At 54.4% G+C, this 14,505-nt stretch carries 11 protein-coding genes; 3 read left to right on the forward strand and 8 right to left on the reverse strand.

Annotation, left to right across the window (positions count from 1 at the left end; all coding sequences use genetic code 11):
- Nucleotides 1–200: 200 nt before the first annotated feature.
- Complete coding sequence (gene cysS, locus AAHB08_RS13165) at nt 201–1,577, forward strand: cysteine--tRNA ligase (RefSeq protein WP_319914215.1); 1,377 nt, start codon at nt 201–203, stop codon at nt 1,575–1,577.
- Nucleotides 1,578–2,266: 689 nt separating this feature from the next.
- On the opposite strand, the gene AAHB08_RS13170 is transcribed toward cysS, so the two are convergent.
- The 3 genes from AAHB08_RS13170 to AAHB08_RS13180 form a co-directional block, all read right to left on the reverse strand.
- Nucleotides 2,267–5,311: an SIR2 family protein gene (locus tag AAHB08_RS13170; protein WP_342059179.1), complete on the reverse strand. Its 3,045-nt coding sequence runs from the start codon at nt 5,309–5,311 to the stop codon at nt 2,267–2,269.
- 400 nt (nt 5,312–5,711) lie between these two features.
- Nucleotides 5,712–6,374 carry a hypothetical protein gene (locus AAHB08_RS13175; protein ID WP_342059180.1) on the reverse strand — a complete coding sequence of 221 codons (663 nt, stop codon included), beginning with the start codon at nt 6,372–6,374 and terminating at the stop codon, nt 5,712–5,714.
- 307 nt (nt 6,375–6,681) lie between these two features.
- Nucleotides 6,682–7,212, reverse strand: coding sequence for a hypothetical protein (locus AAHB08_RS13180; protein ID WP_342059181.1), 531 nt, complete (start codon nt 7,210–7,212; stop codon nt 6,682–6,684).
- Between the two features lie 1,327 nt (nt 7,213–8,539).
- Here AAHB08_RS13180 and AAHB08_RS13185 point away from each other — a divergent pair.
- Complete coding sequence (locus AAHB08_RS13185) at nt 8,540–9,553, forward strand: sensor domain-containing diguanylate cyclase (RefSeq protein WP_202046078.1); 1,014 nt, start codon at nt 8,540–8,542, stop codon at nt 9,551–9,553.
- Nucleotides 9,554–9,684: 131 nt separating this feature from the next.
- Nucleotides 9,685–9,972: a hypothetical protein gene (locus AAHB08_RS13190; RefSeq protein WP_139437392.1), complete on the forward strand. Its 288-nt coding sequence runs from the start codon at nt 9,685–9,687 to the stop codon at nt 9,970–9,972.
- Between the two features lie 98 nt (nt 9,973–10,070).
- Here AAHB08_RS13190 and AAHB08_RS13195 read toward each other — a convergent pair whose 3' ends face one another.
- From AAHB08_RS13195 to AAHB08_RS13215, 5 genes are all read right to left on the reverse strand, one after another.
- Nucleotides 10,071–10,325 (reverse strand): hypothetical protein, encoded by a 255-nt coding sequence (locus AAHB08_RS13195; protein WP_041204490.1) that lies wholly within the window; start codon nt 10,323–10,325, stop codon nt 10,071–10,073.
- 385 nt (nt 10,326–10,710) lie between these two features.
- Nucleotides 10,711–11,484 carry a substrate-binding periplasmic protein gene (locus tag AAHB08_RS13200; RefSeq protein WP_446699533.1) on the reverse strand — a complete coding sequence of 258 codons (774 nt, stop codon included), beginning with the start codon at nt 11,482–11,484 and terminating at the stop codon, nt 10,711–10,713.
- A gap of 153 nt (nt 11,485–11,637) precedes the next feature.
- Nucleotides 11,638–12,135 (reverse strand): GDYXXLXY domain-containing protein, encoded by a 498-nt coding sequence (locus AAHB08_RS13205; RefSeq protein WP_342059183.1) that lies wholly within the window; start codon nt 12,133–12,135, stop codon nt 11,638–11,640.
- Nucleotides 12,136–12,241: 106 nt separating this feature from the next.
- Entirely contained in the window at nt 12,242–13,249 is a 1,008-nt protein-coding gene (locus AAHB08_RS13210) for a DUF4401 domain-containing protein (RefSeq protein WP_319914223.1), read from the reverse strand.
- A gap of 303 nt (nt 13,250–13,552) precedes the next feature.
- On the reverse strand, nt 13,553–14,491 hold the full coding sequence (locus AAHB08_RS13215; RefSeq protein WP_342059184.1) for a DUF2157 domain-containing protein: 939 nt from the start codon (nt 14,489–14,491) through the stop codon (nt 13,553–13,555).
- Between the last annotated feature and the right edge of the window lie 14 nt (nt 14,492–14,505).

Raw genomic sequence — 14,505 nt, forward strand, 5'->3', positions numbered from 1 at the left:
TATGTCCTTTCAAATGTTGCGCGAGCACGAAGCCGCTCGCGGCTGTTGCATGGGCTATGGCCTAAAGTGGTGGCAATTCTAGCCCATCGAGGGGCTGCGGCATAGATGGCATGGGGGATCCGGCGCTTTTTCTGCCTCGTTTTCTCCACCGGATGCGGTTAGAATGTCAGGCCATTTTACTCACAGGCAGTGGTCATAAGATGCTGAAGATATACAACACACTCACTCGTCAAAAAGAAGAATTCAAACCTATCCACCCGGGCAAGGTGGGCATGTATGTGTGTGGCGTCACCATCTACGATCACTGTCATATCGGCCACGGCCGCACCTTCGTCTCCTTCGACGTGGTGGCCCGTTACCTGCGTTACGCCGGTTACGATCTCACCTATGTGCGCAACATCACCGACGTGGATGACAAGATCATCAAGCGCGCCGCCGAGACCCGGGTCACCTGTGACGACCTCACCGAGCGCCTGATCGGCGACATGCACCAGGACTTCGACGCCCTCGGCATGCTGCGCCCGGACATCGAACCCCGCGCCACCCAGCACATTGGTGAAATCATCGCCCTGGTGGAAACCCTGCTGGAGAAAGAGCACGCCTACGTGGCGGACAACGGTGACGTCATGTTCATCGTCGAGTCCTTCGCCGACTACGGCAAGCTCTCCGGTCAGGATCTGGAGCAGCTGCAGGCCGGCGCCCGGGTCGACGTGGTCGAAGCCAAGCGCAACCCGCTGGACTTCGTGCTGTGGAAGATGTCCAAGCCCGGCGAGCCGACCTGGGACAGCCCCTGGGGCCCGGGCCGTCCCGGCTGGCACATCGAGTGCTCCGCCATGAACTCCAAGCACCTTGGCAACCACTTCGACATCCACGGCGGCGGCTCGGATCTGCAGTTCCCCCACCACGAGAACGAGATCGCCCAGTCCTGCTGCGCCCACGGTGGCGACTACGTCAACACCTGGATGCACAGCGGCATGGTGATGGTGGACAAGGAGAAGATGTCCAAGTCCCTTGGCAACTTCTTCACCATCCGCGACGTCCTGGCCCATTTTGACGCCGAAACCGTGCGCTACTTCCTGATGTCCGGCCACTACCGCAGCCAGCTCAACTACTCGGAAGAGAACCTGAAGCAGGCCCGCGCCGCCCTGGAGCGGATGTACACCGCCCTGCGCGACCTGCCGGTGGCTGCCGCCGCCGGTGGCGACGAGCAGGTGGCCCGCTTTGTCGATGCCATGGACGACGACTTCAACACCCCGGAAGCCTACTCCGCCCTGTTCGACCTGGTGCGCGAGATCAACCGCCAGAAGGCCGAAGACATCCAGGTCGCCGCTGGCCTGGGTGCCCGCCTGCGGGAATTGGGCGCCGTGCTCGGCATTCTGCAGCAAGACCCGGACGCCTTCTTGAAGGGCAACGAAGCGGACGACGAAGTGGCCGAGATCGAGCAACTGATCGCCCAGCGCAACCAGGCCCGTGCCGACAAGAACTGGGCCGCGGCCGACGCCGCTAGAGCCCGTCTCACCGAGATGGGCATCGTGCTGGAAGACAGCGCCGGCAAGACCAGCTGGCGCCGCGCCTAAGGCCGGTGGCGCTGCTCGCGCCAACAGCTTGACCCAATAAAAAAACCGCAGCCTTGGGCTGCGGTTTTTGTTTGTGGCTTTTCCTTCGACACCTCTTGAGCCTCGGTGGCCTGCGCTCTGATCCCCTCTCCCCTTGGGGGAGAGGGTTAGGGTGAGGGGAGCTCATGTCATTCCTCGGCTGAATGTCGTCCCACGCTTGAATGGCATGGCCTCGCCATGCTGGACGCGAGGGCGCAGCCCTCGACAGGGTTTCGCCCGACCTTCGGGCTGGGGCGAGTGACTTTGGAAAGACCCGCTCTTTATTGGCAAATAACACCAAAGGTCTTCTCCCCCGGCAAATCGCCCGCTTCGCGGGGTCCCTCGTCTCGTCCAATGGGTCGGACGGAGCGCCGCAGACGGCACTTTGGCCTACGCCATCCCTGGCTTTGGCCAAAGCCCGCTTCGAACCTCCCTGTTCTTGCGCCAAATCGGGTCGAGCAGTGCTCGCCCTGATCCGATTTTGCCCCTATGCCGACTGCGGCTGCGCCATCATCCCTGATGGCGCTCCTGACCCGTTGAACTCGACTCGGCGGTTTGCAGGGGGAACCAATACCGTGCCTGCCTAGGGTATCAGTTATCATCTGAGCATAAATATTGTTTGGCAGTTCAAAGCTGCATTTTATAGTTGGTGTAATGAAGAAGAAAATATATTATTTTTGGCTTAACAGCACCAAACGATTTTGAACATGCTCAACTCTAATTCTGTTAAATCGTTGAGGTTCCTCATCAATAATATTTTTTATGTTCAATAAATACGTTATTTCTTTATCTTGGTTGCCACTGACTCGCCATACTAATGAGCTTCTGTCAAAAAATATGAATAGGTCATCAACCTCACCTCTGTTTGTTAAAACCTTCCATATTAAATCATGACAGTCATTAAATAACCCATCAATTCTTTGTGAGAAGAGATAGTTATATGCATCAAACAACTTACTTAGGTCCTTTTCCGTTAATGTAGCATTTGGTGATTTAGTTAAAAATATCTTCAGTCTTCTTAGCATAGCTCTGACTAATGTATATGTACTTTGTTCTGTTTCCAGAACCTTCGTTAAATATTCATTTTCTTTTGCTGGTTCTAAGGATGATAGTGACAGAGTGATATTATTAGCTAGAATTATATAGTCATGTCCTCTTGCTGTTTTCTCTATTCTTTTTAATTTTTCAATTTGTTTTTCTCTTGGTAATTTCTCTGCCAGTATTGAGTCGGCTAATAATCGTCTATGAGAATTCTTTGCGGAGCCTTTTTTTATTTCGCGTACTATTGAATATGCTCTGTCATCATTATTGCTGGAATAAATCCTTGCCAAGGTTGATAACATGTCATAGTGGATTTCTTTATTGTATTGCGAGGACGAAGAAGGCGTACTAGCTAAGTATTCATTTATAAGGGATGTCGACTCATCATGTTTGCTTAACATTCTATAACCATCTGCAAGATAATATTTTATTTTATTGTTATCTGACGAGTATATCCCCATGCTACAGGTGATGTCATGTATGCTTCTCGAAAAATAAACCAATTCTTTATATCGGCTCTCTCTATTTAGTATCATACAGTATGATACCGCTGCCCTGATAATTGCATTGCATTCATCCTCATCATATTCGCATTCCTTTAACAGGTTTACTAACATGGCATGTGTATTACCAGGATGAAACTCTATATTATTAAGTAGTGACATTGCTGGAAGTTTTACTTGAACTTTTCCTCCATGCCAAGTATCACCAAGAATCAGGCCTACAGCTTGCTTTCTAATATCAATTAATTGTTGATGATGTATTTTTGATAAGACATAATCCCTTATTAATGGATTTATTTTGTTAATTATTATTTTTGCGATGTCATCAATGTGAACGCTATAGATTAAGTCTCGCTCAGCTAGATTAACAAAGTCGTTAATTTTAAACCTGTATTGAGAAAAGGTTCTTTTTATGGATTTCGTTTCTTCTCCGTATTCAATGACACTCAATATTTTCAAGAGCTCATATTGACGTTTTTTAGTTTGGTTTTCTGATGCTGCAAGCTCATTAATCGAAGCAACGTATGCTTTAGGTACATCATCAGGAATATGCTCAAATGTGTCTCTAATTTCTTGGCTGCCATCATCAAGTATTTCATCTATTGATGTGACCTTCATGTAAGACTTGATCATATCTAACTTGAATGGCAAGCCTGAAGTCAGGTGTCGTAGACGTTCTAATTGCTCACCATTAATTTTTGCTGGACTATCACCTGTATTTATATAGTTATACACATCATTAGGAGTTAAATAGTCTAATATGATTTCTTTCGCATTAATGTGTAATTCACTAGATGTTATAAAAATAGCACTGACAAACTCTTTATTTTCACTGCAAATAGAGTGGATTTCATTTAAATAAACTTTGCCGCTATCTTCTAGTGAATTAATATTGTCAAACATGATTACTGCTGGTTGATTTAAACCTGCTGCCACAAGATATGTGAAGTCAACACCAATATCTGACTTGAATTTTTGCTCAATATCATCCTTAGTTTTTGAGTCAGTGAGATCTACTCTGAGTAAGTTATGCTTGAATGCATCGGATAAGAATGATGCAATAAATCCTAGCTTTCCATATCCCCACTTACAATTTAATATAAATCCACCATGAAGGTTTAAATACTCTAAGGCTAACCCTTGCTCTTTAACTCTGATATTTTTATGTGATATATCAATCGGATTGTTAAAAATTTTTATTTCTGCTGTCTTTTTCTTGGATTTATTTTTATTGAATATCTCTTCGAGAGGAATTATTTTTGTTTGTTTTGTATTTACCTCAGGTATTTCGGAAGTTGCTTTGCAGACTTGATATAAAGTGTCTTCGCAATCAATACCATAAAAAGCAGTAAAGCGACCTTGTGAAATAAGTGGATTAAATTTATCTAAGATATTCTTGTTATGGTTTATAATAAGGTCTCGATCACTTTCATAAAAACACCATTTTATATTTACAGGTGCTGTCCTTTCGTTGACAAGTTCTATCAGTGTTTGGTTTACAATATCATCCCATCCACCATATCCGATTATATATAAATTGGTTTTAGAAAAAAACTTTTTAAGAGATGCTTTCAGTCTTTCTCTTTGAGAGTTTAATTGGTTTGGTGTGTGCATAGTATCACCATCCCAAAAGCCATGAAGATGAACAATGTTTGTCTTGTCATTGCTGTAATGAGTGAAATTGTCTATGTGAGAGTCATTTGTGGCAAATATTGAAATAAACTCTAATCCAATCTCACTAAACGATTCTTCAATAAGTGGGTCGAAGTTTGTTGTAAAAATGTTTCTTATTTTAGACTTGCTTGCTATTTTCGCTAAAGATCGAATAGTCTTTGTTATTAACCAAGAACCATTTTCATCTTTAGCCTTATCCATTACTCTCTTCATTATTTCTTGTACGTCATCAGCACCACAAATGTTGAAAAGAAAATCAAAGCTTTCTTGATAAACAGAGGTGGAATCGCAATTTGATAATCTAGACTCATATTGTTCTTTTAATCCAACTTCAGAAATGAAATCTTGTATTATATTAATTACTCCTTTAACAGATGGGACACCAACACCATTGCCATCTATGCTAATGGCTGAGCCAAAGAGAAAAGTTATATTTTTATTTCGCTTAATGTCATATGTCAGTGCAGTTATTAAATCTTCCTTGCTGTTAAAGTTCATTTATAATCCTTGTCTTTAGAATATTAATTATCTATATTGAGAGGGGTTTTTTGATATGTGAAATGGAGCGTTGATTATATTTGGGGCATATTCTGATGTTCGTGAAAATATTTCCGTGGATAAATTGCTTAATGTGATCCATTCAACATAAAGTTATTTTACGAGAGAGCGGCATGCCACTTGCTGCTCTGTTCACAATGATTTTTTCACCTATGCAACCATGTCGATATGCCTGTTGCCTAGTTGCCTAGTTGCCTAGTTGCCTAGTTGCCTAGTTGCCTAAGTGCGACAATCTGGTTTGCTATGGGATGGGCGAGGGGTTGGCTCTGAGATAAGGATTTCCCCAATCGCTACTTCGAAAGGACAGGGGTAATGAATAAAGAAGATTTTACCGCAATTTCTAAGAGCGGTTTTCAACCTTCCAATGGTCGCCTTCACTAGATGGTTTGTTGTTTTCCTCGCTCCCCATACATCGGGTCACTTTATTTTTCCCTGTATCCATTACAAGCGGGAACCAAATAATATTATGATCTTTGGTAAGCATAAAATAGGCGGGATCTTCAACGCTTACGTTTTGTGGCTCTTTAGGACTGCAAATTAAAAAGTGAGGTTTGATATTGGGCCATGTATTTTCGTTGCCGAAAATAGCCTTGAATCGTTTGTTTTTACTGTCTAACTGAGAGTTGCTAAAGTAGCTGTCTCCTTTAGCCTCAACCATCACAATATGGGTTGTGTTTTCGTGGTCAACAAAGGCAATAAGAAAGTCGACATCCTCTTGAGTGCCTGATATTTGCAAGTCTACCTTTTTATTATCGATGAAGTTACGTGGAAATGGTTTTTCGTCGTGGTTTTGGGTGAGAAACAAGCTGGCATAGATCCAGTCAAGGTGATAATCCATCGCTGCAAAGTATTCTCTGGTGATTTGTGTATCTATTAACTCGGATATTTTATCAAGCTGTTTGTCATCCATACGAAAATCAGGATTGCCCAGCATTTGGCCAACCAAATAAAACCGCTCTTTACGGTTAAATAACTTCAGGTTTTCAATTAATTTTTTGCTCATATAAATCCAGAAAATACTTATTGCTGGTGGAAAATAATTTCATAGAAAGCGGTATATATCGTAGGATGTAATGAACGAAGTGAATTACACCTCTAACTCTGATCGGCATGCACCCTATATCTGATATTTGCCTCGGTGCTGCGGGTTGGGTGTTGTCCCCCTGTTGTTCTCCGAGATTGGGGTACAAGGTAAGGATGACGGCCATTGCTTGTTCAAGACTAACGGCAACAAGCTTGTCCCAAAATCCTGGTTATCAGAAATGGCATTGAATTAATTTAATGACTATGAATACGTGCTGGCTGATGGTCTATTTCTTAAGCTTTCTATTTTTCCTTTCAGCTAGTTCATTAAGTTCATGTTCGATCAATTCAAACCAGGTTTTATCTACGTGCTCAAAGGCATCCTCTTCATGCAAATACTTTACTATTTTGCCCTCTTCATCATAACAATAGACATTGGCATCAGCCCAAACCTTGAGAACTGGAATTACATTGTGCCCCAATTCTTTGAACTGTTCTGCTGCTATATGAATATTCATCCATTCAGGAGCATCCTCGCTATAAGCGTAAGAATAAACACCTCGCAAAAACTCCCAAAATGGTGCCACAGCCAGAGCTTCTGCATATGGCCACAATTCCTCTTTAACCTCTATAAAGAATCCACCCAACTCTCCAACAGCATGAGAAATATAGTCATCCGGAAATTTAATTCCATACTTCTCTCCAAGATTTATCACATCATTTTTTGTGGGAGCCTGATCTCCTGCCGCAACAATGTAATAATCATCATCCCAGATCTTAAGTATCAGCTCTCTAGTTGTATCTGTTACGTTAATCATTGTTTGTTTTCATCCTGTTAGCATTGTCTGTAAAGATGGAGATTAAATCAGTAAAGCGTAATTGGATATTTGAAACAAATAAGGTTATGTCACTGCGAAACACTCACTATCGGGCCTTTAATATAAGGTCATTCCTCGATAGGACGGTGTACCGCTTGTTGCTGTACTCATATTAATTTTTGCCATGTCGATTGTGCTTGTTGCATAGGTGCGACAATTTGGTCTTGCCATACGGTAGGTGAGGGGCCGGATCAGAGATAACAACCCTCCCGATCATGGTCCCGAATACATTGGGTTTGGTTAGCTGGCCTCGGGGTTGCGGGTTGGGTGTTGCCCCCCTGTTGTTCGCCGAGGTGAAGGCACAAGGTCAGGAGCGCCGTCATGGACGACGGCGCAGACGCAGGCGGTACAGGGATGTACCGTCTGCGTCGTTCCGCCAGACCTTTTGCCTGAACCGAGGGAACCCGACGCAGGAGGGCGAACAAGCGGGGTGGCCTTTCTTTTGGTGACTTTTCTTTGGCCACGCAAAGAAAAGTCACTCGCCCAAGCCCGAAGGGCGGGCGAAACCCCGTCGAGGGCAGCGCCCTCGTGTCCTGCATGGCGAAGCCATGCCCAAGTTACCCAACCCCTCACCCTAACCCTCTCCCGCAAGGGGAGAGGGGATGGTTACCGCGGACGATTACGCTTCGCTAATCGACCCTACTCGACCCTACTGGTGAAGCCATGCCAAAGAGGTTGGCGACCCCTCACCCTAGCCCTCTCCCCCAAGGGGCGAGGGGATGGTTACCCTGGTGCAATGCGCTCCGCTTATTGCACCCTACGCCTCTCCCGTTGGGGGGAGGGGATGGTTACCGTGGACGATTACGCTTCGCTAATCGACCCTGCTTGTCCCGGGGCCGTCGGAAACCCCATCGAGGATGGAATCCTCGCCCCTTGCCGAGGCGCGGGATGCCGGGCTGGCATCCGCCGAGAACCGGGAAGCCGGCCAAATTCCGTCGCTGCCGCCCCTGGCTGTCGCTACCACAATGCGCCGCTGACCCTGGCTTAGGAAAAGGGGCCAACGGGCACCCACTCCCATCCTACGGAGCCGAGGGGGCCCGATCCATGGATATTGCTGACTCAAGTGTCAGAATCGACAGGTTTTTTGCGCTGGTTCAAAGTTATGGCCCCACGCCCGGGGTGGTGCGGGGCCACAGGCCCTGGTGGGGGGCGCGCCAAAGTGTGAACGGGGTGGTATTTCCCCGGTCTACCCCTTTCTCGCACTTGTCTGGCGTGCCCCGAGTTGGCTAAGGTGGTCGCCCATCACATGCAGGTAGTGGAGAGCGGCATGGACAAGATATTGCAGACCCTGTCGGAGCGGGTCACCCAGGCGCGGGATCTGGAGAGCCTGACCCGGCCCCTGCTGGAGATGCTGGAGGCGGTGACCGGGCTGGAGTCGACCTATCTCACCGAGATCGATGAGGGGCAGAGCACCCAGCATATTCGCTATGCCCGCAACGTGGCCGGGCTGCAGATCCCGGAGGGGGCGGCGGTGGACTGGAGCGATACCCTGTGCCGGCGGGCCATCGATGAGGGGCGCCTGTTTACCGACAACGTGGCCGAGTGCTGGGGCGATTCGGATGCGGCCAGGATCATGGGCATTCGCACCTATCTGAGCAGCCCGGTGCGTACCTCGTCCGGCTCCCTCTATGGCACCCTGTGTGCCGCCAGCGCCGAGCGCAAGCCCATGGTGGCGGGCTCTGAGCAGCTCATCGGCTTCTTCGCCCGGCTGATCGCCGAGCATGTGGAGCGGGAGCAGTTGCTGCAGCAGTTGCAGCGGGCCAACGACGAGCTGTCGCGCCAGGCCCTCTGCGACCCCCTGACCGGGTTGCCGAACCGCCGGGCCCTGATGCAGGAGCTGACCCGGTTGTTCTCCCTCTCGGATCGGGCCGGGCACCCTGTGCTCATCGCCTTCATCGATCTCGATGGCTTCAAGCAGATCAACGACATCCACGGTCACGAGGCGGGGGATCGGCTGCTCACCACCATGGCGCGTCAACTGGGCTCGGCCCTGCGCAGTGGCGACATGTTGGCGCGGATGGGGGGCGATGAGTTCGTCGCCGTGGGCATGGGCCCTATCCCGGGGGAGGAGACGGTCGAGGGGGCGGTGCGGCGCTTCGGGCGTCGGCTGTTCGAGCAGAGCGTGCTGCAGTTGCCGATCCAGTCCCGGGTGCTGCACTACCCCGGGGCCAGCGTGGGAGTGGTGGCGGTCGACCCGGCGCACACCAGCGTCGACGAGGCCCTGCGCCAGGCCGATGCGCGCATGTATGAAGTCAAGCGCCAGCGCCGCGCGCTGGGGTGAGGGGCACCTGGCATCCAGGGCGCCCCGATTCATGGGAGTGAGGCCAGGCGCCGCGCCCTTGATGCCGCGCATTGTTGCCCCCGCGCCGGGGATGCTAGGATGCGTCTCCCTCAACACAGGCACTCTCTACCATGGCAAACCCTGTTATCGGCCATTACCGCGCCCTGGCGGCGAAAGTGGCCACCCTCTTTGCGGAGATCTGTGAGTTTCAGCAGCGCATCTGGGTGGTCAGCATCATCAAGGATGCCTACACCGACACCTTCATCGTCAACGAAGGCAGTTTCGAGGAGCCTATGCAGTGGATGCACCGCAAGGGCTACAGCGCCGAGATGCTGGCCCGGGTCGATGCCATGGCCCGCTCCCAGGTGGTCCAGCTGGAGCTCGGTGGGCAGTGCCACCGCCTGATGCGGGTCAAATAGCGGGCCAAAGTCCCGATTTTGGCCCGAAGGGCCAGAGCCACAAGGTTCGGGCCACTCACCCCGCTACCTGATGGCCACTCCTGGCGGGGTTGCCCGGGTCATGACTTCTCGGTGGTGCGCTCCGGTTTCAATGCCCCCGAGTAGACGCAGATGGCGGAGTTGTAACTGTTGTAGGCGACGGCGTAGTTGAAGTCGCAGAAATAGGCCGGGTGCTTGGTGGCCACAGTGTCGCCCGCCTTGCATTTGTCCTGCATCCCCTCCACCAGAGAGTCATTGTTGGCGCCAAGACAGGCCTTGCCCGTGGTCTTGTCGCCGCCGCACGCCATCAGCAGGGCGCAAACCGAGATACTCATCAACCACTTCACTGTGCCTTGCATGTTCAATCCTGAGCTGTTCAAACGAGATGCCGGTGCCATGGGCGCCGGAGTGCTGGGAGAGAGCGCCTGGGGAAGGGGGGCCGGCGGCCTGCCGTCCTGCGCGCCTTCAGGGGCCTTGCCGTAAAGGCCGGACCACCAGGGTGCGCAGCCCCTTGCCCGAAGTGAGGGCCAACAGACTCCCGGTGCCATTTTACGGAGCCGGGGGCTTGGCGTCACCCCTAGTGGTGACAAGTACCTGATATTCAATGGTGTTTGTGAGGGAGTTCAAGCGGCTGACGGGCAAGGGAGGGGCTGAGCAAGGGGAGCCGGGCCCTGAAATCGAGAGGCCCATGACGGGCCTCTCTGCTGGCATCGAAGGGCACTAGGGCGCCGGGAAGTACTTGTGCTGGATCCGCTGGAACTCGCTGCTGGCCAGCACCTGGGTCAGGCCGTGCTGGAACTCCTTGACCAGGGCATCGTCCACCGGATGGCTGAAGGCGAAGCAGAACTGCTCCGAACTCAGCACCCAGCGCACCTCGAACAGGGCGGGATCCAGCTGCTGGGCCTGGATGAGATCCATCAGGGTGGCCTTGTTGCTGGAGATGAGGTCGACCCGGCCCGAGGTGAGCATCCGCAGGGCCTGGGAGAGGCGGTTGGCTGTCATTATCTTCTGCTCGTCGAAGCCGCTGTTGAGCAGCAGCTGCTCCCCCACGTCGGCGCGCACGGCCCCTATGGTGTGCTGCTGGGCATCCTCCAGCCGGGCGAGCTTGAGGGGATGGCTGGCCAGCCCCATCAGCACGATTTCGGCATAGCCGATGGGGCAGGCCCACTTGAACAGGGGATCCCGCGCCTCGGTGCGGGCGGTGGTGAAGAGCACCACGTTGGGCTTCTGGGTCAGCAGGTAGTAGCCCCGGGCCCAGGGGAGGATGCTGATCGCCTGGGGCGGGGTGCCGGTCTTCTGCCACACCTGGTGCAGCAGCTCGATGGCAAAGCCGCTGGGGGAGCCATCTTCCCCGGTGAAGTTATAGGGTTTGTACTCTTCGGTGAGGTAGTGAAGCTTGCCAAGGGCCGGGCTGGCGCTGGCCTGCCCCATCTCCCCCGGCCCGCCCCAGAGTGTGGCTAAAAGTGTGGCCAGGAGAGCGGTTCTGTTCCTGATCCTTCCTATCCCTGTTCTCATCCTGACCGTCCTGCTGCCGAGTGCCCAGCTTCAAGTGTTGCCAAGCCACGGGGTTTCGCCAGCCGAAGGGGCGGACAATCGCCGTTGTCATGCCAGGGCGTGGCGCAACAGGGGGGGCGACAGCGCGCGCCATCACCAGGCCGGACGGGTATGGCCTATGGGCTTGAGGGCCTGATCGCGCAGGCCGACCAGCAGGGTTGCGCCGTCCGGTTGCAGCCTGAATTCACCATAGCGCGCCTGCTCGTACTGGGCGGCCGTCCCCTCCTCGAAGAAGAAGGCATCCGGCCCAATCCACCACTGACCCTGCTGCAAGCGAGCCTGCAGCAGGCGCTGGTCCGGAGCCAGGGCGTCGGGGGCGCCTCCCTCTACTCGCTGCGCCACCTGCTGTTCATCGAGGCGGATGACCAGGGTCTGGGTGGCGGCGCCCTCCTGGTGCGGGCTCCCCAGCTGGCGGGCGAGGGCGTAGCTCAGGCGCATGTAATCCCCCTGCATCAGGGAGCGGGGATCGACCGGGGCCAGCTCCAGCAGCACGGTTTCGCCGCTGCTGATGGCGTGCTCGAAGCGCCAGACGGTGACATTGATGCCCACCAGGATGGCGAGGCCGGTCAGCAATAGGGCAAGACGTCTCATAAGGGGATACTCCCATGCTGGTGTTTGAGCCCTTGGTTGTCGCCGACTAACAGGGAACCTGAGCCCGGCTGTGTGGCGAGGCCGGCCAGCAAGAGTTCAAGACGGCTCATGAGGCGATCTCCTTGCCGAGGATTTTCAACAGCTGGCGGGTGCCGAGCAGCAGGGCGCCCGAGCCCAGCAGCAGCCAGGATTTGGTCATCAGGGTCAGCCCGAGATCGTAGTAGTAGAGGGAGCCAAAGCCGAGCAGCAGCAGGCCGGCCAGGGTCATGAGCCCGAGACTGCCGGCATAGAAGCCGAGCACCAGCACCAGGGCGCCGGCCCCCATGCCGGGGATGATGGCGCTGATCACCACCAGGGGCAGGCCATAGAGCAACGGCAGTTTCAGTTTCACCATGACGGCGAGCAGCAGGGCGGCGCAGAGCAGGGGATTGAGCCAGAGTGGCAAGCGGGAGAGCCCGAGCTCGTCGAGCGCGCTGGTGCCGCCGTCCCAGAGGGGATGGTGCAGTCGCCCCAGCACCAGCAGGGAGAGCGCCAACCCCAGGGTGAGGGACTCATAGAGCGAATGGCGTTCTGGGTCGCGCTCGGCCTGCAGCCAGCAGAAGGTGAGGGCGGCCATCACCAGCGGCAGGGCCAGCAGTTGCAGGCCGAGGCAGGCGAGCCCCATGGTCAGCAGGATGGCGGCGGCGAAGCTGTGGAAGAGGCGAACCAGCCAGTGCTCGAACAGGGCGGCGATGGCCAGCGACAGCAGGGCCAGTCCCAGCCAGAGCGGGGCCGAGTGGGGGTCAATCTGGTCGATGAGGCCATAGAGCAGCCAGGCATCGGCCGCGAGCGCGAGCGCCAGCACGAACTGATCCCAGAGATCGCTGCGCCGGGCCAGGCGGTTGAGGCCGAGGGCGGCGGCCATCAGCAGGGTGCCCATGACGAGGGCGTGGTTCGGCTCGCGGACCAGGCTCTCGAAGGCCATGAACAGGAAGAACAGCAGGAAGAGGGCGGCCAGCCAGCCCACCATGCCGAGCAGGAAACGGCTCGACCAGTGCGGTTGCTCGTCCCGGGGGGCGTCGCCCTCCACCAGATGGGCGGCCCGCAGCCTCTCCCAAGGGCTCAGATCAGACATGCTGCCTCCGTTGTTGTTGCAGCCAGCCGTTGGTGAGGACCGAGAGACCGGTGGCGACAGGGGCCTCGGCTGGCAGGTGCTGCCCAAGGGCTCAGATCAGACATGCTGCCTCCGTTGCTGTTGCAGCCAGCCGTTGGTGAGGACCGAGAGACCGGTGGCGACAGAGGCCTCGGCTGGCAGGTGCTGCCCAAGGGCTCAGATCAGACATGCTGCCTCCGTTGTTGTTGCAGCCAGCCGTTGGTTAAGACCGAGAGACCGATGGCGACAGGGGCCTCGGCTGGCAGGTGCTGCCAGGGGATCAGATCAGACATGCTGCCTCCGTTGCTGTTGCAGCCAGCGGCTGGCCATCACGGAGAGACCTATGGCGATGAGGGATAGCAGCAAAAAGCCGTTCATGTCCGGCTCCATCCACTTGCCGAGCGCCGCGAGGGTGACGGCGATAAGGCTCAGGCACCCCATGGCGAGCCCGGCGATGAATCTGTGGTGCCAGCGCAGGTAGGCGGCGCCCAGCCAGGCGAGCCAGGCGGGCCAGACCCAGGGGGAGGCGGCATCGAACAGCGCCAGCAGGGCCAGCAGGGTGACCCCGAGCCCGGCGGCCAGCCCCGGGAGCCAGGAGGGCATGAGCGCGAGCCGGGCTGGGGCCAGGATGAGAGCCCCCCAGAGGGCGGCGTTGAAAAGGGTCAGGCACCAGCCGAGGGCCTCCTCGTTGAAGGAGAAGAAGAGGTCGATGAGGCCGAGGCGCCAGTAGAGCACCAGTGCCAGCTGGCCGAGCAGCCAGGCGAGGGTCCAGAGCAGGGGGCTCCTGCCGAGCGCCGCCAGGGGCAGCAGCAACAGGGCCCAGGTGGCGAAGAGCTGCCAGGGATCGGCTCCTGTCTGGTAGGTCTGGCCCACCAGGGCCAGCAGGGCGCCTATGTTGAGGGCCAGGGCCAGCAGCAAGGCCTGGCGCGGGGTGTCGGCCAGGGGCTTGCGCCAGAGCACCAGCAGCATGGCGAGCAGGGGCAGCTCCAGCAGGGCGAGGCGGGAGAGACGGCCCAGGGCCTGCCAGTTGAAGGCGACGAAGAACACCAGGCCCGCCCCCAGGCAGAGGCAGCCGAGCCAGAGCAGCAGCCTGTCGAACAGCCACTGCCAGCGCACGGGGGCCGGGGGCAGATCGCAGAGGGTGAGGGCGGCGGGCAATGACTCCCGGGGGAGACGACCGCGTCTGACCCAGTCGAGCAGGGTCTGTCTTGAGGTGAGGTGCATGGCGAGGCTCCTGA

It is taken from the genome of Aeromonas sp. OTU364, assembly GCF_038440395.1.
Classification (GTDB): domain Bacteria; phylum Pseudomonadota; class Gammaproteobacteria; order Enterobacterales; family Aeromonadaceae; genus Aeromonas.

Bases quoted from the DNA above. Each gene is read 5' to 3' on its own strand.
- cysS (WP_319914215.1), top strand. From the start codon at position 201: ATGCTGAAGATATACAACACACTCACTCGTCAAAAAGAAGAATTCAAA.
- AAHB08_RS13170 (WP_342059179.1), bottom strand. From the start codon at position 5,311: ATGAACTTTAACAGCAAGGAAGATTTAATAACTGCACTGACATATGAC.
- AAHB08_RS13175 (WP_342059180.1), bottom strand. From the start codon at position 6,374: ATGAGCAAAAAATTAATTGAAAACCTGAAGTTATTTAACCGTAAAGAG.
- AAHB08_RS13180 (WP_342059181.1), bottom strand. From the start codon at position 7,212: ATGATTAACGTAACAGATACAACTAGAGAGCTGATACTTAAGATCTGG.
- AAHB08_RS13185 (WP_202046078.1), top strand. From the start codon at position 8,540: ATGGACAAGATATTGCAGACCCTGTCGGAGCGGGTCACCCAGGCGCGG.
- AAHB08_RS13190 (WP_139437392.1), top strand. From the start codon at position 9,685: ATGGCAAACCCTGTTATCGGCCATTACCGCGCCCTGGCGGCGAAAGTG.
- AAHB08_RS13195 (WP_041204490.1), bottom strand. From the start codon at position 10,325: ATGAGTATCTCGGTTTGCGCCCTGCTGATGGCGTGCGGCGGCGACAAG.
- AAHB08_RS13205 (WP_342059183.1), bottom strand. From the start codon at position 12,135: ATGAGACGTCTTGCCCTATTGCTGACCGGCCTCGCCATCCTGGTGGGC.
- AAHB08_RS13210 (WP_319914223.1), bottom strand. From the start codon at position 13,249: ATGTCTGATCTGAGCCCTTGGGAGAGGCTGCGGGCCGCCCATCTGGTG.
- AAHB08_RS13215 (WP_342059184.1), bottom strand. From the start codon at position 14,491: ATGCACCTCACCTCAAGACAGACCCTGCTCGACTGGGTCAGACGCGGT.